This window comes from Bradyrhizobium sp. LTSPM299 (assembly GCF_000938235.1).
Lineage (GTDB): Bacteria > Pseudomonadota > Alphaproteobacteria > Rhizobiales > Xanthobacteraceae > Bradyrhizobium.
In genome coordinates, this window is record NZ_JYMU01000081.1 from 106,388 (window position 1) to 132,970 (window position 26,583).

At 64.3% G+C, this 26,583-nt stretch carries 21 protein-coding genes; 4 read left to right on the forward strand and 17 right to left on the reverse strand.

Annotation, left to right across the window (positions count from 1 at the left end):
* Positions 1 to 42: 42 nt before the first annotated feature.
* From UP10_RS35340 to UP10_RS42370, 6 genes are all read right to left on the reverse strand, one after another.
* Entirely contained in the window at positions 43 to 1,140 is a 1,098-nt protein-coding gene (locus tag UP10_RS35340; RefSeq protein WP_044591803.1) for a glycosyltransferase family protein, read from the reverse strand.
* Positions 1,141 to 1,267: 127 nt separating this feature from the next.
* The gene (locus UP10_RS35345) at positions 1,268 to 1,927 is read right to left on the reverse strand and encodes an SGNH/GDSL hydrolase family protein (protein ID WP_044591804.1); all 660 of its coding nucleotides are present in this window, start codon (positions 1,925 to 1,927) and stop codon (positions 1,268 to 1,270) included.
* Between the two features lie 13 nt (positions 1,928 to 1,940).
* Entirely contained in the window at positions 1,941 to 2,672 is a 732-nt protein-coding gene (locus tag UP10_RS35350) for a class I SAM-dependent methyltransferase (protein WP_044591805.1), read from the reverse strand.
* A gap of 70 nt (positions 2,673 to 2,742) precedes the next feature.
* A complete protein-coding gene (gene asnB / locus UP10_RS35355) occupies positions 2,743 to 4,587 on the reverse strand; it encodes an asparagine synthase (glutamine-hydrolyzing) (RefSeq protein WP_044591806.1) in 1,845 nt (614 codons plus the stop codon).
* 2 nt (positions 4,588 to 4,589) lie between these two features.
* Entirely contained in the window at positions 4,590 to 6,143 is a 1,554-nt protein-coding gene (locus UP10_RS35360; protein WP_044591807.1) for a lipopolysaccharide biosynthesis protein, read from the reverse strand.
* A gap of 749 nt (positions 6,144 to 6,892) precedes the next feature.
* Positions 6,893 to 8,815, reverse strand: a complete 1,923-nt coding sequence (locus UP10_RS42370) for a hypothetical protein (RefSeq protein ID WP_050043959.1) — start codon at positions 8,813 to 8,815, stop codon at positions 6,893 to 6,895.
* A 114-nt stretch (positions 8,816 to 8,929) separates the two neighbouring features.
* Here UP10_RS42370 and rffA point away from each other — a divergent pair, with 114 nt between their 5' ends.
* The gene (rffA, locus tag UP10_RS35380; RefSeq protein ID WP_044591811.1) at positions 8,930 to 10,072 is read left to right on the forward strand and encodes a dTDP-4-amino-4,6-dideoxygalactose transaminase; all 1,143 of its coding nucleotides are present in this window, start codon (positions 8,930 to 8,932) and stop codon (positions 10,070 to 10,072) included.
* 18 nt (positions 10,073 to 10,090) lie between these two features.
* Here rffA and UP10_RS35385 read toward each other — a convergent pair whose 3' ends face one another.
* Positions 10,091 to 10,771 (reverse strand): hypothetical protein, encoded by a 681-nt coding sequence (locus UP10_RS35385; RefSeq protein ID WP_044591812.1) that lies wholly within the window; start codon positions 10,769 to 10,771, stop codon positions 10,091 to 10,093.
* Positions 10,772 to 11,134: 363 nt separating this feature from the next.
* Here UP10_RS35385 and UP10_RS35390 point away from each other — a divergent pair, with 363 nt between their 5' ends.
* Positions 11,135 to 14,749, forward strand: a complete 3,615-nt coding sequence (locus UP10_RS35390; protein WP_044591813.1) for an autotransporter outer membrane beta-barrel domain-containing protein — start codon at positions 11,135 to 11,137, stop codon at positions 14,747 to 14,749.
* An 8-nt stretch (positions 14,750 to 14,757) separates the two neighbouring features.
* On the opposite strand, the gene gspM is transcribed toward UP10_RS35390, so the two are convergent.
* The 9 genes from gspM to UP10_RS35435 are packed head-to-tail and all read right to left on the reverse strand — an operon-like array spanning position 14,758 to position 22,272.
* Positions 14,758 to 15,318, reverse strand: coding sequence for a type II secretion system protein GspM (gene gspM / locus UP10_RS35395; RefSeq protein WP_044591814.1), 561 nt, complete (start codon positions 15,316 to 15,318; stop codon positions 14,758 to 14,760).
* Positions 15,315 to 16,385, reverse strand: a complete 1,071-nt coding sequence (locus tag UP10_RS35400; RefSeq protein WP_245322097.1) for a PilN domain-containing protein — start codon at positions 16,383 to 16,385, stop codon at positions 15,315 to 15,317. Before UP10_RS35400 ends, gspM begins: the two co-directional genes overlap by 4 nt.
* A gap of 2 nt (positions 16,386 to 16,387) precedes the next feature.
* Entirely contained in the window at positions 16,388 to 17,329 is a 942-nt protein-coding gene (locus tag UP10_RS35405) for a type II secretion system minor pseudopilin (RefSeq protein WP_245322098.1), read from the reverse strand.
* A complete protein-coding gene (locus tag UP10_RS35410) occupies positions 17,326 to 18,030 on the reverse strand; it encodes a prepilin-type N-terminal cleavage/methylation domain-containing protein (protein WP_245322099.1) in 705 nt (234 codons plus the stop codon). The genes UP10_RS35405 and UP10_RS35410 overlap by 4 nt, the downstream gene beginning before the upstream one ends.
* 14 nt (positions 18,031 to 18,044) lie before the next feature.
* A complete protein-coding gene (locus tag UP10_RS35415) occupies positions 18,045 to 18,449 on the reverse strand; it encodes a prepilin-type N-terminal cleavage/methylation domain-containing protein (protein WP_044591818.1) in 405 nt (134 codons plus the stop codon).
* The gene (locus UP10_RS35420; protein WP_044591819.1) at positions 18,421 to 18,921 is read right to left on the reverse strand and encodes a prepilin-type N-terminal cleavage/methylation domain-containing protein; all 501 of its coding nucleotides are present in this window, start codon (positions 18,919 to 18,921) and stop codon (positions 18,421 to 18,423) included. Before UP10_RS35420 ends, UP10_RS35415 begins: the two co-directional genes overlap by 29 nt.
* Positions 18,884 to 19,342, reverse strand: a complete 459-nt coding sequence (gene gspG / locus UP10_RS35425) for a type II secretion system major pseudopilin GspG (RefSeq protein ID WP_044591874.1) — start codon at positions 19,340 to 19,342, stop codon at positions 18,884 to 18,886. Before gspG ends, UP10_RS35420 begins: the two co-directional genes overlap by 38 nt.
* A 25-nt stretch (positions 19,343 to 19,367) precedes the next feature.
* A complete protein-coding gene (locus tag UP10_RS35430; protein WP_044591875.1) occupies positions 19,368 to 20,579 on the reverse strand; it encodes a type II secretion system F family protein in 1,212 nt (403 codons plus the stop codon).
* 4 nt (positions 20,580 to 20,583) lie between these two features.
* On the reverse strand, positions 20,584 to 22,272 hold the full coding sequence (locus tag UP10_RS35435; protein WP_044591820.1) for a GspE/PulE family protein: 1,689 nt from the start codon (positions 22,270 to 22,272) through the stop codon (positions 20,584 to 20,586).
* A 185-nt stretch (positions 22,273 to 22,457) separates the two neighbouring features.
* Here UP10_RS35435 and gspD point away from each other — a divergent pair, with 185 nt between their 5' ends.
* Positions 22,458 to 24,776 (forward strand): type II secretion system secretin GspD, encoded by a 2,319-nt coding sequence (gene gspD, locus UP10_RS35440; RefSeq protein WP_502692373.1) that lies wholly within the window; start codon positions 22,458 to 22,460, stop codon positions 24,774 to 24,776.
* 27 nt (positions 24,777 to 24,803) lie between these two features.
* Positions 24,804 to 25,355, forward strand: coding sequence for a prepilin peptidase (locus tag UP10_RS35445; RefSeq protein WP_044591822.1), 552 nt, complete (start codon positions 24,804 to 24,806; stop codon positions 25,353 to 25,355).
* A 21-nt stretch (positions 25,356 to 25,376) separates the two neighbouring features.
* Here UP10_RS35445 and UP10_RS42375 read toward each other — a convergent pair whose 3' ends face one another.
* Positions 25,377 to 26,486: an acyltransferase family protein gene (locus tag UP10_RS42375; RefSeq protein ID WP_156180578.1), complete on the reverse strand. Its 1,110-nt coding sequence runs from the start codon at positions 26,484 to 26,486 to the stop codon at positions 25,377 to 25,379.
* Positions 26,487 to 26,583: the final 97 nt, after the last annotated feature.

Below are 26,583 nucleotides of genomic sequence, written 5' to 3' on the forward strand. Positions count from 1 at the left end.
AATTCCCGTTTGCCCGCCCCATTGGCCGGCCATGGGCCCCCTCTAGCACGGCTTAATCCGTGCGACGAGATCGATGAAATGCGCCCATTGCGAGGCCTTGCTGTAGGTCTCTAGGAGACGCTTTCTGCCGGACGCGGCAATGCCGGCCGATTGCGGCCAGTCCTGCAGGCTGCGAAAGATCGCCTCGGTGGCCTGCTCGGGGGTTTCGTAGGTGCGCATGGTGACGCCGTCGACCATCCCCTCCGGATAGCTGCCGGTGTCGGATACGAGCAGCGCCCCGCAGCCCATCGCCTCGAAGCAGCGCATGTTGCCGCGATCGTTCCCCGCCATGTCGATTGCGCCGTTCAGCACGATCTTCGCCGACCCAAACAGCTCATAGAGGTCCCGACCGAACACCGGCGGCCGCGCGATGCTGGCGATAGCGTCGGGGCGCCGGTGCCTGGCGAGCGGCAGCAACCGGCCGATCGCGCTTTCGGCCAGCCGCGTCAGCCGCGATGCGTCGAGACAGAACACGATCTGATGACCGGAGGCGAGCGCCGCCACCTGTTCGAGCGTCCTGCCCCGCGCGCTGTGATGCCGCGAATAGCCGCCGACGAACGCCACGTCGATCGGCCGCTCGCCATGGCCGTACTCCTCCATCACCGGGTCGATCGCGGGAAAGAACAACTCGGCCCGGCAGCCCTTGTTGCGCCAGGACTCCAGGATCGAAGGAAAATTCCCTAGCACCGCGCCATAGGCGGTCAGGTCGGCATTGCCCGAAGGCGCGGCGCGCCAGCACAGCGTTGTCTTCACGCAGCCCGGAAGCTTGGCGACGAACGTGCTCGGATAGCGCACAGGATCGAGATTGTAGAACACCTCGGTTGCGTGGTGCTCGATCTGCGCCAGCAGGATGGCTTCTGATGTCTGCGTCCCCGGCATGCCCTGCGCGCGCGCCCATTGCCCCTGCAGCACCTCATCATCGCCATTGGTGAAGAAAGCCTCCTGCGCGCCGTCGAGCACAGGCTGCAGAAAATGAGCCGCACCAAACCGATCGTGCAGGAACACGTCGCGCCGCGCCTCGAACCGCGACGCGTTCGCGGCGAGCTGGTTCAGCCGCGGCAGATAGGATGGATAGAGGCCGCTATTCTGGAACAGACGCATTGCTAACCTTGCGGTGAAGGAACCACTTCCAGTGCCGGTGCAAAACCGGGCTCTCGTCGGACGGCTCAGCCAGCAGGGCTGAAGCACGCCGGCAGGAAAAGCCCGACAGCGGGAGTCCGGCAACAACCTATTTGTCCAGCAATCGCTCAATTGCCGCTACGAGAACTGGTCGCCAAGTCTCGTATCCGATCCGACTAAGATGAACCCCATCAGTCGACATGCCCGCTATTAGTTCTCGATTTTCATTGGACATAGGCGCCGCCAGATCGAGGAAATCCACCCCACTCTCTTCGGCACAAGATGCGATTTCGCCATTGAACTCGCAAATGAGGGCTCCGTCATAGAATCGAGGTCCGAGTGGCTTTCCATTCTCAACCGGTGGGATGGTTGTCAGCAAAATCCGCTCGGCACTCCGGGCAAGCTTCTCGACAGTGGCTTGCAGGTTGGTCCGAAAATCGGAAGCGCTGCTTGTTGCGCGGTTTTTCATCTTCGCATCGTTTACACCGGCAGACACGACCAGGAGGCGAACCCTCCGAGCTCCGATGATCCCGGCCAGTTCATCACCGACCAGAGAAATGGTCGCGCCTCCAATTCCAGCGTTCACGACCGGCAAACCTGCGATACTTGATGGCAGGAACGCCGCCTCAACCCGACTGTCTCCACAGAGGAGGATCGATTGATCTCCCGCTTGGTCAAGGTGAAAACCGATCATTTGCCGCCGGATGTCAAGGTGCAGGTGGCCTCGCCATCCGATCGACGTCAGCTTTCTGACGAGCTTCCGGATCATTTCGCCGCCCGATTCATTCCGTTGGATGCGATGGCACGCAGCGAACTGTCAGCAAATAGGACAAGACCCAAGGTGCAATGTTGGGAGCGATCTTCAACGCGCCACGTCTCACAGCGCTCTTGATTGTGCCCTTCAGGCCGCCATAGAGATGTCGCTCATATGCCGCTGAAGACGTGGTAACCATGTGCTCAACAGGCTCGATTCCCACGGTGCGCAGCAAATAGAGAAATCCTGGCACGGTATAGTGGTTCAAATGACCGAACCTGGCAGTTTGCTTGATGCTTTTCGAAAGCGTCAGGCCGCCTTCGAGAGGAACCTCGATCACAATTTCCTTCGCAACTCTGGCGAGTTCCCGGAGAAAAATACGCTCATGCTCGACATGCTCCAACACGTGGATGGAAATGGCTAACTCGAAAAACTTGTCGGGGTAGGGTATGGCATAGCCATCGAACACTCGCGCTTCCTTGAGCCCGGACAAGCCCAGATCACGAATCGAGCTGACGCCGCTTTCCGATATCTCGACGGCATACAGTTCATCGGCCAGGCCAAGGCTATCGATCTTGGCGAGCACCGAGCCGTTTCCTGCGCCGACATCCAACAGGCTCTTCCATTTACGGCCCCGTGTTACCGATTTGATATGCTCAACGGTCGAATCGGCCGACAGATTGCGTTTGTGTTCAAGCGAGCTGTTCGGACGATAGTAGTCAGAATACAGCTGCTGGTACCCCTCATTGAGAAGCGGCATTGAAATCTCCGACCTTCCTACGCTGTAGCGCCAATCCTAGCGGCCCGACCGGGTCGTTTTCTCCGTCCAATCAAGCTGAGGCAAGCCGGCTCAACAACAATTTCATGCTGAGATAGGGCCAGATTCGCTGAGCAGAACCCCAATCCCAAGCCTTTGAGGCGGTCAGCCGGTTGACCGCCTCTCGCAAGGCAACTTCGTTCACCAATTCGGTAAAGGCCGGGACTTTCTTGTCGAGCAACGCGGCGGTCCAGCTGGAGAGCGGTCCGTTCAACCATTGCGGCATCGGCGAACCGAAACCGATCTTGCGGCGGCCCATGCGGATTGACTCGGGCATGTGATTGGCCATTGCACGCCGCGCGATCATCTTGCTGTAGCCGTCCGAGGACTTGCTCGCGTCCGGAAGCGCCATTGTGTAGGTAACCAGGCGCCAATCCATGAAGGGCATCCGTACCTCGATGCCGTGAGCCATAGAGAGACGATCGAAGTTTCGCAAGATAGTCGGCAAGATAGTGCCGTGAAACATGCCATAGAGGCGCCGGTTCAACGAGCCCCACTCGCGTGGCAACTCGTCTTGATCGCCGACCAGCGACAAGGGAGCCGGCACGTGTCGCAGTCCGCCGTGCAAGAAATACTGGCCCTGACGCTTGATGATCAATGTCCGCAACATATCGACGCCACGTCCGCCCGCCGCAGACCTCGACGAAATTCCCGCGAGCACATTGCGCACCAGGAACATTGCCGACTGACCTTCCTGACGGTAGGCTCCCATCAACTCGTCGGCGCCGTGGCCGTCGAGCGACACGGTCACGTTTTGCCGCCTCAGCTCTCGATAGGTCTGCCACACCGCGCTTTCCAGGCCGATATAGACGTCATCATTATCGTCGAGGACCTGGTCAATGTTCGACAGCGCGTCGTCCTGGTCAATTGTCACAAAAGTCGGAGTCACGTTCGCCCAAGCAACCGCTTCCTCCGCCATTGGACGCTCATCAAACCATACGCCCGGAAACGTCGCGACAAAGGCATGGCGCCAGGCGGTGCTGTCACGCGGCCCCATCCCCGCCTTCTCGTGCGCCGACATGGCGCAGATCACCGCAGACGAATCGAAGCCACCGGACAGGCAGGTGCCGATCGGAACGTCGCTGCGCATGCGCAAGGCCACGGAATCCTCGAACAGCTCGCGAAAGCGCGCCACGCGGCCGGCTTCGGTGTTCGGGATGTCAGGCAGGTGATCCACCGTCCGCCACCAGCGCCGCACCTCGACGCGGCCCTGCCGGAGCCACATGGAGTGACCGCCCTGCAGGCGCCGCACCTGCCGGAACAAGGTCCGCTCGCTGCCTTCGATCCCGAACGGGTCGAGCAGCAACCGCCGCGCCACGTCGGTATCGACCGTCGCCTCGATGAGACCGCTGCGCGCCAGCGCCCGCTGTTCGGATGCAAACACGAAGCGCTCGGACGACAGCGCATACAGCATCGGCTTGATGCCAAAACGATCGCGCGCGAGGAACAGGTCGTCGGTGACCGTGTCATAGATCGCCAGCGCCCACATGCCGTTGAAGCGCGGCAGCATGTCTTCGCCCCAGGCCTGCCAGGCGGCAAGAATCACTTCGGTATCGGACTGGCTGCGGAACACCGCACCCTTCGCCTCGAGCTCGCGGCGCAATTCGAGGAAGTTGTAGATCTCGCCGTTATAAAGAATCACATGGCGGCCATCGCCTGATGCCATCGGCTGATAGCCGCCATCGGTGGGATCAATGATCGCGAGCCGGCGATGGCCGAAGGCCAGGTTTCGCTTGGCGTTGAACCAGGTGCCTTCACCAAACGGACCGCGATGCGCCACTAGGGAGGTCAGCCGTGAGATCTCGGCCGGCTCCACGGGGTTGCCGCGAAGATTGACGATGCCTGCGATACCGCACATGACTAAGCGACCTTGAAGGGCAAAAAGCGATTAGCGATGGCGCGGAGGTCCCGCCAGCAAACCGCGCGATAGGGGCCGAGTTGCGACGCGGTGACGGTGGCGACAAAGATCGCCGCCGCCGACACCATGTACAGCGACACCACATACCACCATGACGGCGCGTGGTCGAATGACGCGTGACCGAGCCGGGAATACAGCACCAGCGCGGTGGCGATCCCGACACCGAGCGGTGTCAGGACGAAATGGACGACGCGCGACCATATGCCAGGCACCTTGAAGGTCCGCCGCAACAGGACCACCGTGGTGACCAGCTGCGCGATCATGCCGGCACAGGTGCTCCAACCGGCCGCCGGCCAGCCGAAATATGGCAACGCGACGGCGCTGGTCGCCAGCGTGAAGATGCCCGTAAGCAGCGAGATCAGCGCGTTGAAACGGGACCGTCCCTGCGACAGCAAATAGAATGCGAACACATTGGCGCTGGACCCCAGTATTCCGCTGAGCGAGAGCACCACCAGCACCAGTTGCGCCTCGGCGGCGACCTCGGCACCGGTCCATCGGTACAGCAGCGCTCCGGCGACCGGGATCAGGCCGCCCAGGGCGCTTGCGGCGAGCACGTTGAGGATCCAGGAGGAGCGAAGCAGAAGGTCGACCTTGCGATCGTCGGCCTCTTTCTGCAGCGTGCTGAAGAACGGGAACAAGATCTCGCCGATCTTCAGCACGCCGATATAGACCGCCTCCTCCAGCCGCTGCGCGACACTGTAGAATCCGACGAATTGCGGCTGCAGCAGCGCGCCGAGCAGATAGCGGTCCGCCTGCCCGGCAAACAATCCGCCACTTTGCGCCGCCAGTTGCCAGCCGCCAAGCTTGACCAGCGCGGCGAGCGCGTTGCGATCGAACGCAGGCCGAGCCACCCACTCACCGATCATGCGTCGTGACCAGCCGACGGCTACCAAAAGATTCGTTGCAAAACCCAGCGCCTGGCAGCCGAGGAACGTCGAGGCACGCGGCGCATGCGGGATCAGCAGCAGCATCGACATCGTCGTCACCACTGTACCAACAACGCTGATCGAGGCGATCCGCCGGTAATCCTGGCGCGCCGTGAACAACGACAGGAAGACCGCGAACACGCACTGGAACAGCCAGCCGACACCGGCCAGCGCGAACGCAAGCCCCAAATCGGCGGCGGCTGCCCCGCCCAAGTGAAATCCCAGTCGCGCGAGCGGCGCTCCGGCGAGGCAAAGCAGCGCCGCGATCAGGCTGCCCCCGACGAGGGCGAGCGCAAGCGCGGTCGCGAAGTAACGCCTCGCCTCGCCTCGGTCGGACGGCGCCAACCTTTGCGCAAGCTCGCGCGCCGTCGACAGGCCAAGCGCATTGCTGAACATCAGGGCCGGGGCGACGCAGGCGGTCACCAGGCCCGCGACGCCGAACGCGGCAAGACCGAGACGGAAGATCACGAACGGCAGGATCGCCAAATTGAGCAGCACCGCGACCGCGAAGGCAATCGCATTCCATGCCGAGTTACCGAGCAGATCCGATGGACCTTTTCTCAACGCCATCCTGTTCTCAATACCATGCCAGCTTTAGAGCGCTTCGAGCCAACGGGTCGCGCGAATGCGCGCCCGATGACAGGCTCCGTGGATACCGGTTCGCGCTGGGAAGACGCGTCAAAACAGGAATCTGGAGCCCGTTCCGATTCCATCGGAACGCAAACGGCTCCAGGGCCATCGCCTCGATGCGCCTCAAGTGCCTCTTTGATCAAGGCAAAACCCCTTCGGCATCGGCATCGAGCTAGCAGCCGGCGCGGTGATTGTCGAGGGTCGATCCAGCCGGCTCAGACCCTGTCCGGTCTGCAAATCGGCCGGCGATTCTGCGCGCCAAAACCGCCGCAAACCTGTGATTTCCGGTACTTTTGGGCAAACGCCACAGGCGGGTAGAGTGCAAGGGACGCGACTTTGAGAGGAAGGCAAAGACTGCTCATCGTCGTCACACTGGTCATCGCCGCAGCAGGCCTCTCAGTCCTCATGCTGGACTGGCACGACGGATGGCAGGAGGGAACGCCAATCCACATTTTTTTCGTAGAGAGAGAGGCTAGTGGCGTTGCCCATCAGTGGGGTCTCTACACGCGATACGGAATTGCGGGTCGGCCGCTTGGCATTATTGTCCCGCTTATATTGCTCGCGGTCGCGGCGTTCATTGCCGTTGATCGCAGAACTTCAAACTGACCTCCCCGGGTAGACCCGGCGCCGCTTGTGCGAATTGGCCGTTGATTCCGCGCACCGAAACCGCCTATCTGGCCCGCCAGGGTCTAGTCTTCCAGGTGCCGACCGAGCAAAAGCTCCTTGGCACGCTCGCAATCGCGGCGGGCGTCGGCCTGGGCCCGGACCGGCTTGAGCAAGACCTGCTCCGCGTTTTGAGGGAAGGCGGAACGAACAGAGCGAACCCGCCCGACCTCCCGGTAGTCACTCGATACGTCAACTCCATACCTTTTCAACAAGTCGGTGGAATGCGCATAAGGCGACCCGGGCTCCACGAGCAGCCAGGATGAGGCGATTGTATTGCAGTCGACCAAGTCAAGCATCGACTTGAAATACTCGTCGCTTCCCGAATATCCGGCATTCAGCCAGGCAGCACCGGGCGCGCGGCCGCCGATGATGAAAACCGCCGCCGGACTGACTCCGCTCATGTCAATGATCGGAGCGTTTGCCTGAAAGCCGTTGCTTGCCGCGATGCTCCGCAGGCCGCGAACATAGGTTGCGGCGTCCTCATCAAGGCGAATCTCGGAAGTTTCGCCTCCGACTGGAACTTTTGTCGTCTGGAGACGAAGAGCCTGCTCTTGCCGGTATGGATGGTCCATCGCCGCCGAGAGGACCACGGTCGGAACGAGCAAGGCCACCGCGGCAACAGGGACGAGTTCGACCCACACCGCTGCCCTTCGCCCGGCAAGATCGACAGCAATGACAAACGAACCCAACAGCCAGAAAATTCCGGCCCGGGCGGCTTGCTCCCAGTAATTGTTGCTCGTTCCAAATGCATAGATGTGAGGCAGCGTGAAAAAGAGTCCCGCAAGCGCAAGCCGGTGCCGGGACGCATAGGCGAAACCACGTCTTGCCGACATCGACACGGCGACCACGATGACCGCTATCGAAATTGCCCAAAAAAGCATTGGCTGAAACGGCTCATACGGGATTCGAGGCACCATGGTCTCGGTGCTGATTGCAACGCTGACCCCGGAGATGACGATCACAAGAGCGGCCACACCAAGTCTTGCCGCGGGAATCGCCAACGAGCCGAGTGCGGCGGCCACGAGCGTGATTCCCGCGAGCCACTCGAATTTCCGCTCCTGCTTGACGCTGAGAGTGTACCCATCGAGACGGAATATCTCGGAACCCACGTGCTCGGGAACGAGGCGGCCGGCGTATTGAAGCCCACCACGAAGCCGATCGACGAGAGCTAAAGGCGACCCATCGATGACGAACGCTGCGATCAGTAACGATAGCGCGGCCGCGGCAAGAGGACCCAGCAGGTTTCGTCCAGTGAGCTTGCCAGCAGCCCAGAGATAGACAACAAAGGCGCATCCGAGTAGCGCGGCAGATGTCGGCTTGCCCAAAAAAGCAAGAACTCCGCCGGCCCCGATCAATATCCATCCTGCCATGTCGAGGTTGGCGCGTTCGTCGATGATCAACGTAACTCCGGTCGCCACGAGCAAGAGGGACGTGAAGGTGAGAGAATTGTAGCTTGGGGTCGGCAACCACAGATCGAAAAATGCGGTCGAGGCTGCAGCCGTAACGAACGCCAGTGCCATCCTGGTTAGGCGGGGAGTCAAACCTGCATAGCCGCCTTCCGCGGTGCTCCCATGCAGAATGGCCACGCAAAGCATGAATGCGGCGCCGAAGATGATCAGGACATTGGCCTGCCTGAGCCGGACGAGATCGCCGCGCACCAGTTCGTAGAGAGGATGATAAACAAATCCAAATTGGCTTACGGAGACATGATAATCGCGTGGAGACGAGATCCAGTTCAAATAGAACCCCTCATCGGTGACATCGAGGCCGGATTCGCAACGCGAGAGGACCCATAGGAGAAGCGAAAGCGCCGCCAAAACGCACGCGCCGAGCGCTAACTGCTCAATTCGGATAACGAAGCCCTTCGCCTCGGCGGCAACCAGGGATGGAACAGGCGTGGCGTTGCTCAAATCAAGACTCGAATCCTGGCCCGCAAGGACCGTCATTTATGCCAACAGGCGAGCGGCAACGCGCCATTGATTCCGGCAATCCAAACTGCGAATTTGGCAGAGCCCAGACCGGCCGCACCGGCCTTCGCGGAACGGAGCGATAGCGACATCATGACATCGGATTTCATTCCCTTCAACCGGCCCTACATGACCGGAAAGGAGCTCGACAATATCGCCGAGGTGCAGCGCGCCTTGCATTTGTCCGGCGACGGCGGCTTCACTAGGCGTTGCCATCAATGGATCGAGCAGCAGACCGGCTGCGCCAGGGCGCTGCTGACCCATTCCTGCTCGTCCGCACTCGACATGACGGCGCTGCTGCTCGACATCGCCGACGGCGACGAGATCATCATGCCATCCTACACCTTCGTCTCGACGGCGAATGCGTTCGTGCTGCGCGGCGGCATGCCTGTATTCGTCGACATCCGCGAGGATACGCTCAACCTGGATGAACGCCTGATCGAGGCCGCCATCACGCCGCGCACCCGCGCGATCGTCCCGGTGCACTATGCCGGCATTGCCTGTGAGATGGATGCGATCATGGCGATCGCGAGACGGCACGGGCTCGCTGTCGTCGAGGACGCCGCACAGGGCGTGACCGCCTTCTACAAGGGCCGCGCGCTCGGCGCGATCGGCGACCTCGGCAGCTTCAGCTTTCATGAGACCAAGAACGTCATCGCGGGCGAAGGCGGCGCGCTGCTGGTCAACGACCCCGCGCTGGTGCAGCGCGCCGAGATCATCCGCGAGAAAGGCACCGATCGCGCCAGCTTCTTCCGTGGCGAGGTCGACAAATACACCTGGCAGGATGTCGGCTCGTCCTATCTGCCGGGCGAGATCAACGCGGCATTCCTGTGGGCGCAGCTCGAAGAGGCCGAACGCATCACGCGCGAACGGATCGCGCTGTGGCAGCGTTACCATGCCGGGCTCGAAGATCTGGAGCGGCGGAGCCTGCTTCGCCGTCCGATCGTACCGGCGGATTGCCGGCACAACGGCCATTTGTACTACGTGCTGCTGGCGCCCGGCATTGATCGCCAAACGGTCCTGCAAAAACTGAAGAACAACGGCGTCCATTCGGTGTTCCACTACGTCCCGCTGCACTCCTCACCGGCAGGCCTGCGTTTCGGGCGCGCGCATGGCGATCTGCCGCTGACGACGTCGCTGTCCGAGCGATTGATCAGGCTGCCGATGTGGATCGGCCTGACGGAAAGCCAGCAGCAGCGGGTTTGCGAGCTTCTGGATCAGATCCTCGGAAAATGACGGCCATTTCGGACAGGCTCACAGCCCGTCCGGCTCGCCATTCTTTGGCGTCGAGCGCGGCGTGAAGGGCGCGTAGGAGCCGTCGAGCGCACCGGCCACGGGCATTGGAGGGACGCCCGCCGCCGGGGCCGTCGTGGCTTCCTGACGCTTCAGGGCGAGAACCTCGCTGCGGTCGGCCCTCTTGAAGGTCACCTCGCGGGGCTGGACGACGCTGAGTTGCCAGCCGGCGTGGCTGTCGCCTTGCCTCAGGCGGACAACCTGCTGCGTGGTCTGGTCGAGAAACACCGCTATCGCATCACCATCGCCGACCACCGCCCCGATCAGCGCCAGCGCCGGGCGCTCGGGTTGAGCCGGAGCCGGCGGCGGTGCGACGGCAGACTCGGCGGTCGGGGCCACCACCGCACGCTGCGGCGGACGCCGCGAGGCCGAGAAGATCGGCCTGGCTTCGGTCGCCGTCAGCGCCGACAACGGCACCGCCCACAGCGGATTCCCGCCCGGCAAGGGTGTTGCCGGCTCCCGAACCGGTCGCGCCAGCGGCTTCAAACCACCGACATCGACGGAATCGGAGCCATCGCCGGCCCGGTCGGCCGGGAGAACCTCGAGCGACGAGGTCGCTGCCCGAAGCTCGGGCGGGACACCGACCGAAACAATCGCTTCGCACAGCAGCGCGAGGGCCGTGATTTTGGGCCACCTGACCATTCTGATCCCAACACCAGCCGCTCGACACGATCGCGGCGTAACCGACTGGCCGGTAGCCTACCCGCGGCGGTTCATTCCAGCAACCAGACGCGATTCGCGGCCACGCCCCCGCTTCGCGCCCGCCATGTACGGTGAGACCGGCTTCCCAAGGCTATCGTCGCCCGCGTTCGGCTGCCAAATGTTGCCAAACAGTCACGCCCGCCAAAATACACTGGCAAGTGAGTCCAAAACACCGGCACGGGCCGCCCCGGCGCGTTGCCTACCGTCGTAACGCTGTGAGAACATGGCGAAAATCGGTGCAGTTCGTGGCGCTGATTTGCGAATTGCTCGACGCATTGACCTAAAGATTTTTGAGACAGCACCATGGCCGACCTGAAATTGCTCAGCCGGGACGCGCAGCGCGGATTGCAGTCCGTGACGCGCCATTCGATCGCGGTCTTGCTCGCGACCACGGCGCTGGGCGTCGTCTCCGCACATGCGCTCGATGGCATCTGGACCGGCGCCAGTAGCAATGAGTGGACGGATGGCACCAACTGGACCTCCAACCCGAACGTGCCGGACGGCGTCGCGACATTTACGAACACCGGTCCGGCCAATCTCGACAGCAGCGGTCTGGTCAATATCGGCAGCGTCGTGTTCACGGCCACCCCCAATGCCCAAGCCTACACCATCAACACCAACGACATCTTCGTGGTGAATGGCGTCGGGATCTCCAACAATTCGACCAACACGCAGACCTTCAACGTCGGTTCCTCAATGGTGTTCACGAATTCGAGCACCGCGAGCGGAGGCAGCGCGCCCGTGACGTACAACGTCAGCGGCGGCTCGATGAGCTTCACCGACACCAGTACGGCCGGCACGGCGACGATCGTCAACAACGGCATTGTGCAGTTCAACAATAGCAGCACCGCGGGCAGCGCCAACATCACCAACAATTTGGCGATGGATTTCTTCGACAACGCGTCCGCCGGCAGCGCCACGATCGGCAACGCCGCCTCCGGCACGATGACCTTCAACAACACGGCGACCGCCGCCACTGCAACGATCACCAACGCTGGAACGCTGCAGTTCAACAACTCTTCGACCGCGGGCAACGCGACCATCACGACCAACAACGGCGCCACGACGACCTTTAGCGGCACGAGCACCGGCGGCAGCGCGCGCTTTATTACCAATGCGGGCGGCACCTTCAACATCTCGGGCCTCACCTCGGGCGGCATGACCGCCGGCTCAATCGAAGGCGCCGGCAGCTATGTTCTCGGTGCGAAAACGCTGACCACCGGCAGCAACAATCTCTCCACCCAGGTCGACGGCGTGATCTCCGGCACCGGCGGCGGGTTGACGAAGGTCGGCACCGGTACGCTGACGCTGACCGGCATCAACACCTATACCGGCGCCACCATCGTCAATGGTGGCACGCTGGCGCTATCCAGCTCCGGCAGCATTTCGAGCTCCAGCAGCGTCACCGTCAACGGCACCTTCGATACTTCGGGCCTCACCAACGGCGGCACCTCGATCAAGTCGCTATCGGGCGCGGCAACCGGCTTGGTCAACCTCGGCAGCGAGAATCTCACGATCACCAACGGTTCGACCGAATTCGCAGGCTCGATCCAGGGCACCTTCAGGCTCGAAATCGCCGGCGGGACGCAAACACTGACGGGCTTCAACGTCTTCAGCGGCAACACGTTTGTCGATGCCAACGCGACGCTGGCGCTGAAAGGCGATGGCTCGATCCCGAATTCTCTCTATGTTCCGAGGGGCCTGAACAGCACCCTGGACATTTCGCAGACCACCTCGGGTGGATCGGTCTTCGGCCTGTTTGAGCCATTCGGCATTGGTGTGGTCGCGCTTGGTTCAAAGACGCTAACCATCACGGGTGGCGCCATCTTCGCGGGCGTCATCCAGGATGGCGGCATCGGCGGCGGCGCGGGCGGCAATCTCGTCATCGCCAATGGCGCGGTACAACAGCTGGCCGGCACCAACACCTATACCGGCTCGACGACAATCGCAGCCGGCGGCGAACTCGATCTCGTTACCCTCTTTGGCCTTAACGGCAGCATTGCCACCTCCAGCGGCGTCATCAACAACGGCATCTTCGATATTTCGGGCCTCACCAACGGCGGCACGTTGATCAAGTCGCTGTCGGGGGGAGCGACCGGTTCGGTCAATCTCGGCAACAACACGCTGACGATCACCAACGCGAACGGGAATTTCGCCGGCGTGATCGGCGACGGTGGCGCTGGCGGCAACTTCGTCCTCGCGGGCGGCACGCAGGTGCTGTCAGGCATCAACACCTACACCGGCAACACCACGGTCAATGCCGGCACGCTGGTGGTCGATGGCTCGATCGCGAGCTCGATCCTGACGACGGTCAATACTGGCGCCACGCTGGCCGGCTCCGGCATCGTCGGCACCACATCCATCGCGGGCGGCACGCTGGCGCCGGGCTCGACCGGCGTCAGTGTGTTCGGGCCGCTCACGGTGCAAGGCAACCTCTCCTTCACCGCCGCCTCGAGCTACATGATCCAGGTCTCGCCGGCCAATTCCGGCCGCACCAATGTGACCGGCACCGCCAACCTTGGCCTTGGCAGCGCGAAGGTGAGCGCGGTGTTCCTGCCTGGTAGCTACGTCAACCGGCAGTACACCATCCTCAATGCAACCGCCGGCGTCAGCGGGACCTTCGATCCAACCGTCACGTCCAACAATGCGAACCTGCAGACGTCGCTGAGCTACGACACCAACAACGCCTATCTCAACATCAAGCTGTTGTTCAATCCGCCGGGCGGCCTGAACGTCAACCAGCAGAACGTCGCCAACGCGATCACGGGCTTCTTCACCGCGACCGGCTCGGTTCCGGCGACGTTTGCCTCGCTGAACGCGGCCGGGCTGACGATCGCCTCGGGTGAGCTCGGCACCGGTGTGATCCAGTCCTCGATCAATGCCGACAGCCAGTTCCTCAATCTGCTGCTCGATCCGACGATCGCAGGCCGCGGTGCAGGCTTTACCGCACCGGGCAGTGCCTCGCACTTTGCCGACGATGGGGACGCCTATGCCGACCGGCGCCCGGCGACGGCCAGCGAGCGCGACGCCTACGCGATGGCGACCAAGGCTCCATTGTTTGCACAGCAGCCCCTCAACCGCTGGAGCGTCTGGGCGGCGGGTTATGGCGGATCGGCCAAGACCGACGGCAACGCGGTGGTCGGCTCGCAGGACACCACGTCGCAGGTCTGGGGCGTCGCTGCGGGCGCCGACTACAAGCTCTCGCCGGACACGTTGATCGGTTTCGCGCTCGGCGGCGGCGGCACCAATTATTCGCTGGCGAACGGTCTCGGCAACGGCTCGGCCGACCTGTTCCAGGCCGGCGTGTACGGCCGTCACAACATCGGCGCGGCCTATTTGTCGGCGGCGCTGGCCTATGGCTGGCACGACGTCACCACCAACCGCACCGTGACACTCGCCGGCTTCGACCAGCTTCAGGGCCGCTTCCGCGCTGAAACCTTCTCGGCCCGGTTCGAGGGCGGCTACCGCTTTGCCATGCCGCTGGTCGGCATCACGCCCTATGCGGCAGCTCAAGTGATCAGCTTCCACCTGCCGTCCTACGCCGAAACCGCTGTCATCGGTACGCCGATGTTCGCGCTGAACTATGCGGGCCAGACCACGACCGCTGCTCGCACCGAGCTCGGCCTGCGCACCGACAAATCCTATGCGTTGCAGGACGCGATGCTGACGCTGCGCGGCCGCGCCGCCTGGGCGCATGACTACGACAACGCCAACTCGGTGACCGCGATCTTCCAGTCGCTGCCGGGCGCGAGCTTTGTGGTCAACGGCGCGCACCCCAATCCGGACGCCGCACTGGTCAGCGCCGGCGCCGAGCTGAAATGGCTGAGCGGCTTCTCGCTCGCCGCCACCTTCGAAGGCGAGTTCTCCGGCAACGTCACAAGCTACGCCGGCAAGGGCGTCGCGAAGTATAGTTGGTAGAGCGTCCGCTACTTACTGCCCTGCCACTGCCCGGAGACGCCGAGCACGACGCGGATGCGGCCGTTGTTGGTGTCGCTGATGGCCGTGGTCTGCGGCACCTGGACGTCGAGCTGATCGACGAACAAATAGGGCATGCCGACCTCGAGGTCGTACAACAACTTCTGCAGCGCCGGCTGTTCCATCTCGCAGCTGACGACGAGGCCGACGTAGCCGTCCTTGGCCTGGGTGCCGAGCACGTCGACCTGCGAGGACTGCACCGTGCCGCCGACATTGCCGACCGCGGCCGCGACCCGCTGCAGCAGCGCCGCCCCCGCAACCGTCACCGTCGGCCCTTCGAGGAACGGCGTGCCGGGATGCTCGGCCGACAGCGCGGCCGGGCTGCGCGGCTTGCGCCCGCGCATTTGTTCCAGCATGTCCGAGGTCTGCGCCAGCGCGCGCTGGTGGTCGAAGATGTCGGCGACCGCGACCGCACCTGCGGCCACGAGCCCGCCGAGCACGACGAGATAGAGCACCACTGCGATCAGCGGCGACTGCGCCAGCGTGCGCGTCACGATGTTGCCCGCGCTCATGGCGCCACCGTGTTGCCGACAGCGTTGCCCATGTTGTTCTTGGGCTCGACCCGGGCCTCGATGTGGAAGCGCTCGCCGGGATCGGACGGCGCGCGCGTGGTCGGCGCGTAGAAAGTCGCGCGGGTGAAGTGCTGCGACTGCTCGATCAGCGGGATCAGCGACGGCGCATCGGTGGTGATGCCCGAGATCTGCAGCTTGTTGCCGGCGAGATGCAATTCGGTGACGTAGGTATGGTCGGGCAGCAGCCGGCTCAGCGTCTCCAGAACGATCACGCTCGCCGGCGTCTCGTATTTGCGCCGTTCCAGCGCCGCGACCGGTGAGCGATCGCCGCCGTCGCCCCCGGCGCGGATCGCCGCGCGCCGCGTCGAGATCTGCCGCGCCAGCTCATCCTCCTGGGCGCCGAGGCTGCTTCCGACATAGGCCGACACGCCGATCGCCAGGACCGCGACCACGGCGACAACGCCGAGCACCAGCTGCAGCACCCGGCTCAGCCGTGCCGCATCGAGATGGCCGCGCGCGCTCTGCTCGAACACCTTGACGGGGTTCGCCTGGCCTTCGACGCCGGTGCAGACCGCGACCGCCGACGGATGGAACGCAGCCACGGCCTGCGTGTAGGTAGTCGCAACCTTGCGCGTGGTGGCGGCGATCATGGTAGAGATGGTGTCGCTGCCGCCGGCAACCGGCGCGGTGCAGCCGAACACCGCCTCAGCTGCACTCCACGGCGTCAGCCGGTCGATCTGCGCGCGCACGATGCCTTCGATGAAGTCGGCCGCCCGTGCCGGCAATTCCAGCGGCCGGAACAGGAAACGCTTCGGCTGCAGGATGATCTCGACCCTTCTGCCGCGGAACAGGGCTGCGAGATTGGGCGCCGTCAGCGCGCCGTCGGCATACGCGATGTGCGAGGGAAGATTGTCGATCTTGCCGGTCACCTGCACTGCGAAGCCGCCGTCGTCGGCCTCGACCAGACGCACCACGCGCGGCGAGACGATGCGATTGACGCAGGCGATGATCGCGTTCGCGACGCTTCCGGTCCAGGCGCTCACGGTCGCGCCGATGGTCGAAAACATGGTCATCTCGAAGAGGCCCTCTGCGGCGCCGTGCTGCCGTCGGAATTGTTGCGCCACGACAATACACGATAGGGCTCGTCGCCGCTGTCGAGAAGCAGGATCACCACCTCGCTGCCGCGGCGCCTGCCGTCACCGAACTCGGCATCGACGGTGACGCGGTAGGCCGTGGATGCGGCGATCGTCGCCCCCTCGCCGCCGCTGGTGCCGATCAAAGCGCGCGGATCAACCGTGGGGTCGGCGCGCTGCGACAGCACCGCCTGCAGCGTCTCCGGCGTCATGTTCGGTAGCGCGGCCAGCACCTGCGGCGCGGCGTCGAGCACGTTGACCTGCGGCAGGTTGCTGAACACAGTCACGAACGGCAGCATGCGTTCGATCACCGCACGCGGAATCCCGTAGACCAGCCACAGCTCCTCCGGTGCCGGAAACGGCGCGTGCCGCGGCAAATAGGCAACGCCCGAGGTCTTGTAGAACGCCGTCTCGGGATCGCTGTCGCCGAGCTCGGTCGGCGCCCGCCAGGCCAGGATGCGGTCGGCATAGCTGGCCGCATCGGACGGGCTGACGCCGAGCCCCGCGATCAGGCCCGACAACAGCCGCTTCGACGCGACATTGAGGTCGATCCGCGCCGCCTCAGAACGGAAGGTCACGAACACCCGGCCGGGGCCGACCCGGGCGTTGAAAGTTCCGCTGCTCGGGCGCGCGACATTGCTGTAAGCAGACAATTTCAGCGCGGTCAGCTCGACGCCGGCGGTGACCATCGCCTCGACCTGGATCCGGTCGGTGCTGCCGGCCACGACCACGGCGGTGTTGGTAACGTAGGTGAGATAGACCAGCACCAGCGCCGCGAGCGCGGCAAGGATCCATAGCACCGCGATCACGATGAAGCCACGCTCCGATCCATGCTCCGATCCTTGGCCTCGCACGCTATCGTGGGGCGCGGCGGTCAAAGCTGCTCCTCCTTCTTGTCGACAGCCGGATTGCTCCGCGCCGCGAGACAGGCCACGGCGTTCTTCGCGCGCGCGCATTCCGCCGGCGCATTGACATGCACAATCGCGGCGCTCGAGACCGCCAGCACCTGCCCGGTGCCGGTATCGCGCACGGAGACGCGGACCATGCTCGGCAACTGAACCTGGTCGCGCCAGCTCGGCTGCCAGACCTGGTCGGGCCCGGCATAGGCGAAGGTCACGCGGAACGGCGCGCGGATCAGCACCACCTGATCGGCAAACCGAATCTGCGCATCCGCCGGCATCGGGCTGAACGGCGCGCGCTCACGCACCAGCGCCAGCCCCTGGGCGTCGGCCTTCTCCATTAAGCGAATGATCTCGAGGCCGGGACGGGTATTGGGCCCGACCGCCGTGCGCACGAAGGTGACGGAGAGCTCGGAGCCCTCGAACAGCGGCCGCTTGCCATCCCCGCTCATCGGTACCATCTCGGCGACCGAGAGATCGGCGAGCGCCCGCTCCAGCCCGATCGCCAGCCGCTCGGCGCGCTGCACCCTGATGATGCCGCGGTTCCAGTTCGGCAGCCATTGCGCCGTGACGGTGGCAAGCGCGGCGAGGATCACCGTCATCAACAGCGTCGCCAGCAACACCTCGAGCAGCGTGAAGCCGGCCTCATCGCGCCAAAAATTACGCCGATATCTACGCAATGACCGCCGCGGTCTCATTCGGCGGCCTTCGGCACCAGCCGCACGGTCGTGACCTGGATCTGCGCCCCGCCTGGCCCCTGCATCCGCATGTTGACCGCGAGCGGCACGAAGCGGCTCGACGGAGCATCGGCGGCCGCGGCATTGATCGGCGCGACGTCGATGCGCCAGCGATGCCCGGCCAGCGCGCCGGACTGCCTTCCCACCTTCAGCGCGTTGCGCGCCGGGAGTCCGGCCAGCACGGTTTCGGCGGCGCCGCTCAGCGCCAGCTTCTGGTCGATCGCGCGGGTGCCCTGCACCGTGGTGGCGATCACGCCACCGATCGAGCCCAGCACAGCCGCGATGATCGCCAGCGCCACCAGCGCCTCGATCAGCGTAAAGCCCCGCTCGCCGTTAGAGGATCTTTTGCGGCTGCACGACAATGTCGACCCCCCCGGTCAGCCAGTTGACGCGGACCTCGTAGCCGATGCCGGGCCGTGCCAGCGCGATCGCCCCACCGCAGGACATGCCTGACGGAAAGAAATCGATCGAGCGGCCGGCGCTACGGTCCGCGCAGCGCGACGCCAGCGCGGTGTTGATGGTGACATCATCAGGCAACCGGACGATCCGGCCGGTGGCCCCGGAGCGGATCGCGCGCGCCTCGGCATCGACCAGCGTCGCGATCTGGACGTGCCGGCGCAATGCCGCGCTGCGGTCGGCCTTGAGCAGCGCCGCGGTCGCGACCGCATAGCTTTCCAGCCGCGCCCGCGAGGTGGCGCGCGGGATCGCCGGCAGGATGATGGCCGCAAGCAGGCCGATGATCGCGAGCACGCAGAGGATTTCGATCAGCGCGAAACCCGCCTCGCCTCGCGCTCGGTCAGCGTGTGCCGCTGATGATGTCGGCTGCCGTGCCACTGCCGCCCTCCTGGCCGTCGGAACCGAGCGAGATGATGTCATAGGGTCCGCGCTCGCCCGGTGAGCGATAGATGTAGCCGTGGCCCCAGGGATCGTTGGGCACGACGCCGCCGCGCAGATAGGGGCCGTTCCAACCGGCCGCGTTGTTGCTGCGCGCCAATGCGGTCAGTCCCTCATTGCTGTTCGGATAGCGGCCGAGGTCGAGATAATAGAGATCGAGCGCGCTGGAAAAGCTCTCGATCTGGATCTTCGCCGCCTTGGCCTTGGACTCGCTGAGATAGTTGAGCACCCGCGGCCCGACCAGCGCCATGATCAGGCCGATAATGGTGATGACGACGAGGATCTCGACCAGCGTGAAGCCGGCCTCGCCGTTGCGCCGGCGTCGCGCCGGCCTCGTGACGGATGTCTGCAATATCTTCATCTCGAACAACCTCAATCAACAAACCTCAATCGACCAGCTGGCTGACCGACATCAGCGCCGTCATCACGGACACAATCAATCCACCGACCACGAAACTGATCACGATGATCGCCGCGGGACCGGCGATGCCGACCACGCGATCCAGCGTGCGCTGCAGCTTGGCCTCATAAAACTCCGCGACCCGGCCCGCCAGCATCGGCAACTGCCCGGTCTCGTCACCGAGCCGCAGCATCCGCACGGCCATCGCCGGCAGCGCCTCGGTATCGGCCATCGCATCCGACAATTTGGCGCCATGCCGGACCCGATCGGCGGCGTCGATCCACACCGTGGGCGAGCCGATCGAGGCCATCATGTCGACTAGGATGCGCAAGGTCGTCGTCAAATGGACGCCGCTGCCGAGCAGCAGCCCGAGGTTACGGCAAAACAGCGACGTCCGGTAATATTTCATCACCTCGCGGATCGCCGGCAGCCGCGTCAGCGCGGTCATCAGGCTGCGGCGGACGCCTTCCCGCCGTAGCGACAGCCAGCCGATCGCAATCACGGCGGCAAGGATCGCCAGCACCGCATCCGAATTGGCGCGCAGGAAGGTCGAAAGGTTGAGGAACCCGAGCACGAACGGATCGACCTTGGCGCCGAAATCCTGCAGCACATTGGCGAACTGCGGCAGCACGAAGGTCAGGAAGAACAGCAGCACGCAACTGGCGGCGCCGAGCACGAACAGCGGATAGCGCACGGCATCGCCGAGCCGGCGCTTCAGCGTCTCGGTGCGGCTGCGTTCATCGGCCAGCACCTCCAGCACCCGGTCGAGCGAGCCGGACGCCTCGCCCACGCGAATGAGCGCGACATACATCGGCGGAAACAATCCCTGATGCCGCGCCATGGCCTCGGCAAGGCTCTCGCCGGCCACAACGCGGGAACGGATGTCGGCGACCACCGGTCGCAGCCGGCCGAAATCGCGGTCGGCCGCGAGCAGCTCGAGGCCGTCATTGATCCGCGCGCCGGCGCGCAGCAGCAGCGCGAGATCGCGGGTGAAGATCGTGACGTCCTCCGGTTTCGGCTGGTTGAACAGGCTGAAGGCGCGGCCCGCTGGGCTGCCCTCCTCCAGCGTGACATTGTCGACCAGCACCAGACCCAACCGCTCGATCCTCGCCGCGACGTCACCGGCGGCGGGCGCCGCGATCGCGCCGGAGACCAGCTCGCCGTCAGAGTTCATTGCGCGATAGCGGTAGCTCGGCATCACATCACCGGATCGTCGTGACGCGGAATACCTCGGGCACGGTGGTCATGCCGGCGCGGCACTTGGCGACCGCATCCACCAGCATCGTGGTCATGCCGCCGGCCATCGCAGCCTGGTCGATCGAGTGAGAATCGGTCTGCGGTCCGATCAGCCTGCGCACTTCATCGGTCATTTCGAGGATCTCGAACACGCCGTTGCGGCCGCGATAGCCGGTGCCGCCGCAGCGCTCGCAACCACCGGCCTCGTGAACCACTTCGCCGGCCTTGAAGCCGATCACGGCAAAGCGCGGGTCCTTGTCGATGTCGGTGCTCGATAGCGTGTGCGGCACCTTGCAACGGTCGCACAGCACGCGCACCAGCCGCTGCGCTACCACTGCGCGCAGCGTCGACTTCAGCAGGAAGCCCTCGATGCCGAGATCGATCAGCCGCGGCACCGCGGCCGCCGCGGTCTCGGTGTGCAGCGTGGTCAGAACAAGATGGCCGGTCAGCGCCGCGTGGATCGCGATATGCGCGGTCTCGGCGTCGCGGATTTCGCCGACCATGATCACATCGGGGTCCTGGCGGACAAAGGAGCGCATCGCCGAGGCAAAGGTCAGCCCGATCGCCGGCTTCACCTGCGACTGGTTGATGCCCGGAATCTCGTATTCGACGGGGTCCTCGATGGTCAGGATCTTGCGCGTCGGCTCGTTGAGGATCGACAGCATGGTGGCCAGCGTCGTGGTCTTGCCGCTGCCGGTCGGGCCCGTCACCACGATCATGCCGTGCGGCAGCGCCAATAGCTGCGACATGGTCTTCTCGTCGCGCGAAGCCAGCCCGAGCTTGCTCATCTCGAGCAGGCCGCGGTCGCGCGGCAGCAGGCGGATCACAGCACTTTCGCCGGCCTGCGTCGGCATCGTCGCGACGCGAACGTCGAGTTCGGCGCGGCTGACGCGGACGCGCGCCGCGCCGTCCTGCGGCAGGCGGCGCTCGGCGATGTTCAGCCCTGCGAGAATCTTCACGCGCGAGATCAAGGCTTGTGGCGGAATCCCCGAGGGCGACGGGATCGCGCGCAGCAGGCCGTCGACGCGGAAGCGAACCACGAGACCGGTGCGGAACGGCTCGATGTGGATGTCGCTGGCGCGCAGCTCGACGGCACGCTCGAGCAGATCGTTGAGCGCGCGCACCACGGGCGCGCCGCTGGCGAGATCGCGCAGGCTTTCGATATCGTCGTCGGATTGCTGGCTCGATCCTTTCGCACTCTCCTCAGTGCCGGCGCCGTCGGCCTCGATGCGCTGGTCGAGCACGGTCGTGACATCCTCGAACGATGCCACGGCGACCTCGACCGGCTCGCCGAACACGATCTCGGCGGCGCGAATGGCGGCGGTGTCGGAGGGATCGGCGACCGCGATGCGATAGCCGCCGTTCGGTGCGCGGAACGGGAAGATCGTGGACTCCCGCAGGAAGCGGCGCGAGAACCCGTCAAGGCATGGCGTTGCTGCGAGCAGTTGCGGCAGGGTCAGGCGCACCACGCCGAAATAGTTGGAGACCTCATCGGCGAATTCGGCGGCCGACAGGTCGGTCGCTTCCCACAATTCGCGCAACGGACGCGCCAGGGTTGAATTGGCGGCATGCTGGGCACGCGCGCGTGCGCGCGGCGGCAGGGAGTATTTTTCGAGGAGATGCTGTCGGAAGGTCTCTGCGGACAGGTCGCGCATCGAATTCCCACCGCTAACCTTGTTACTGGAATACAACAGCGATTGCCTGTAGCAACAGGGCCTTAGCGCTTGACTCTTCTAGTAGCAAAAACATAATCGTGGCGCAAATTTAGCAAGTCCGGGCCGTGGCGGACCGGACCTACTTTCAGTTTTAACTGCGTATCGGTAGGCGTATTTTGTTCAAAGTGGTGCACCCGCTTTCGCGCCTGCGTTCAGGGTTGGCTGGAACGCTCGTTCTATTTTTGTCCGCCTTCGCGCTGACCGCGTGCATCGTCACCGCCGACCAATCGGTCGAGAAGAGCCCAAAAGACCCCCGCCCGCAGGACATCGCCGAGAAGGTCAATTCGATCGACCTGTTGCCCCGTCAAACCACGGATACGGGCGCGGGCGGCTTGCGGCAGCAGGACGCGTCACGGCCGGCGATCTATCTCAGCGACGGCACGACACCCACCGGCGGCGCAATCGCCGATCGCGATGGCGGCGGCAACGGCTACGATCTCAATTTCGAGAACGCGCCGGTCGCGTCCGTCGCAAAGGTCATCCTTGGTGACGTATTGAACGTCGGCTACACGATCGACCCGCGCGTGCAGGGCACTGTGACGCTGGCCTCGGTCCGGCCGGTGCCGAAAGCGGACGCGATCTACGTTCTCGAGAATGCGCTGCGGATGTCGGGCGTCGCCCTGGTGCGCGACCGCGGTGGCAGCTATCGGCTGTTGCCCGCGGCGGAAGCAGGCCCCGGCAGCATCGACCGCAACGACACCGCCGAGGCCGGACAAGGCATCAGCGTGGTGCCGCTGCGCTACGTCTCGGCCCAGACGATCTTCAAGCTGCTCGACGGCTTCGGCGCGAAGGCCACCACGCTGCGGCCCGACAACGGGCGCAACACGCTGATCGTCACCGGCAGCGGATCCGATCGCGCGGCGACGATCGACACCATCCTGAGCTTCGACGCCGACTGGATGCGCGGACAATCGGCCGGTATCTTCCCGGTCCACAATTCATCGCCAGAGCCGCTGATAACAGAGCTCGAGAAGCTGATGGATTCCGGCGAGGGCGGGCTGAGCGCCAATGTCGTCAAGTTCCAGGCGATCAACCGCCTCAACGCCATTCTCGTGGTGAGCCAGAAGCCCGACTATCTCAAACGCGCCGCCACCTGGATCGCACGGCTCGACCGCTCCGACACCGAGGCGGTGAATCTGAAATCCTATCCGCTGCGTTACGGCAACGCGAAGACGGTAGTGGCGTTGCTCAACGACATGCTGATCGCCCCCTCCAGCGGCACCTCGTCCCTCGACAACGGCACCAGCCAGATCGCGCCGGGCTCGGGCGTGACGACGTCCTCGTCGGGCAGCAACCCAGTCGCCGCGCTCAGCGCGATGCCGACCGCGGCGTCCGGGGCGGCGACGCAGGTCACTGGCGCCGGCGGCGCACCGCTGAACGCGCGCGCCGCCCCCTCCGCGACAGGCACGGACCAGCTGTCGGGCAATCTCGGAGCGCAAGGCAACAAGGCGAGCAACAGCAGCTTCCTGCCCAATGTCCGCCTCACCGCCGACATCACCAACAATGCTGTGCTGGTCTACGCCAGTGGCGACTCGCAGCGCGTCATCGAACAGACCATCCGCCAGATCGACCGGCCGCAGCGCCAGATCGCGATCGAGGCGACGATCGCCGAAGTGACGCTGAACAATCAGCTGAACTACGGCGTGCAGTTCTTCCTGGCGAGCCAGAAAGGCTCGATCTCCAACACGGTTTCGACCGGCGCCGGCTCGACCAACACCACCGAGCCGCCGAGCAACGCCGTGAACGCCGCCGCCAACGCGCTGCTGAACCGCGCTTTGCCCGGCTTCAATTTCCTGATCGGTTCGGAGAACTCGCCGCGCGTCATCCTCGACGCGCTGCATAACGTCACCGACGTCAAGGTGCTGTCCAATCCGTCGCTGGTCGTGCTCGACAACCAGGCGGCGACGCTGCAGGTCGGCGACCAGGTGCCTTACTCGACCGGCACCGCCACCGTGCTGACCGCCAACAACACCGTGGTCAACACCATCGACTACAAGAACACCGGCATCATCCTGCGTGTGCTGCCGCGCGCCAACGCCAACGGCCACATCGTGCTCGACGTCGAACAGGAGATCTCCAGCGTCTCCTCCGCCGGCGCCGGCGGCCTGACGCCGACCATCGCGCAGCGCCGCGTCAAGAGCTCGATCGCCGTCACCAGCGGCCAGACCGTGCTGCTGGCCGGCCTGATCACCGAGACCGAGAACAAGCAGCGCCAGGGCATTCCGGGGTTGGATTCGATCCCCGGCGTGGGCGATGCGTTCTCCCACCAGGTCACCTCGCGGACGCGTACCGAGTTGATCCTGTTCATCCGCCCGACGCTGGTGCGCGACGCGGTCGATGCGCATGTGATCGCCGAGGAGATGCGCAGCAAGATGAACAGCCGGCTGGTCGGGACCAGCAATCCCGTCGTCGTGACCACCCCGCCCGGGGTGCCAGCGCGCTAGTTTGTGGCCGTGCCTGATCCGGTGACAATGGAGCCACTCCGCCAATTCGGTCTCGCCATTGTCCTGGTTGCCGTCGTAGCGGCCAGCTTGCTGACCGTGCCCGGCCCGGATGGCGTGCTGGGCGCGTTGCTCGGGGCCCTGATGCTGGCGATCGCCGCCACCGATGCACGACGCTATATCATTCCGAACGAGCTGGCGGGTGCCGCAGCCGCGCTGGCGCTGCTCAGAGCCGCGACCGTGGGTCCGGACGCCGGCTGGTACACCCTGCTCTGGGCAGCCGGCCGGGCGCTTGCGATCGCATTGCCGTTCCTGGCGCTGATGGCCGGCTACCGCGCCTGGCGCGGCCGCGACGGGCTCGGGCTCGGCGATATCAAGCTCGCCGCCGTTGCCGGCGCCTGGCTCGGTCTGGTCACCGTGTTTGCCGTGGTTGAGGCCGCAACGTTGGCTGCGCTGGCGGCCTATGTCGCCAATGGCGTGCTGCTGAAGCGGCCGCTGCGATCGAACGCCTTCCTGCCCTTCGGCCTGTTCCTGGCGCCGGCGATCTGGTTCGGCTGGCTGGCGGAAGCCATCCTTGGCTAGCCGGATTACGGCCGTGTGAACTCAATCCAACTGTAAGAGTGCTCCCACTAGCCTCGCGCCCGCGGCCGTCAGGTGGCCGGAATCCCACGACAGCAATTCCGCTTGAGATTTCGGACTGTGCGTGAGACAGCCTTGTTGATTGCAAAGCGCGATAAACGGTGAAACGGAGCGCACGTGCGTGTTGGCCGACATGCCGGCGAGCGCCTGGTTGATCTTGTCATAGGGTAACGGCTTCGGCGGCAATCGGTCACTAAGCCTGCCGGTCGAATGCCAGAAGCCGTAGACTTCGGTGGGAAGGTCGGGCGCCCAGTTTGGAGCCTGCCCGACAACGACGACATCATCGACGTGCTGTTTGAGCTCCTTTAGCACAGCCACGAGCCCTTCGTCTTGCACGTTGTCCTGTTGATAGTTCCTGTAGCTGGCCCAACTCGCGAACAGAATCACTGTTTTCGGCTTCAGCTCGGCTATCTTTCGAAGCACGGCGAGGTTGCTATTCTCGCAATTCTCGTAGCTGCCGATCGTGGACGGAGGGCAGGAATCCCGCGTGAATTGCGCGATGTCGATGCCGTCCCGCTTGAGCCCCGCATAGAGCCGGCCGGCATATGAATCGCCCCAGATCAGCGTAGCGCCCCGGTTGCATTCGGCGCTGTAGTCTGCAAACTTCCCTTCCGTGTCCAGCCAGCACTTCGACACTCTTGCATTTGACGCGCCGTCGTATCGCAGGGTCGTAAGCACCTTCTGGATTTCGTCAGGATATCGCCAAAGCAGTCCGCCGCTTCGCCAGATTATGCCCGACAGACCGACGACGAGGGTCATCGCGGTGACCGCCAGCGGCCCCCCCCATTTCCGCAGGGACCCGAACCGGACAGGACGCTCAACGAGGATCATCGTCAGTGTTGCCAGCGCAAAGCTCGCCACAACCACGGCCGCCCTTGTCGCCAGCGACGTCGCGCCTGCAGTCGCCGCGAACGAAAGAAGAGGCCAGTGCCAGAGATAAAGCGGGTAACTGATCAGCCCGACGAATTCGGGGCCCTTCCGGCCAAGCAGGTCCGAACCGAAGACGATAACAAGCACGGTTCCAATGACGGGGAAAAGCGCAAGTGCGCCCGGAAAAGGACTAGCCTTTGTCAAGACCAGCGCACCTCCAACAATGAGTGCAATTCCGATATAAGAGATTGGGTTGCGGCTCGTCACGTTCTGAGGGCGGCACGCGAGGACTCCCCCTATT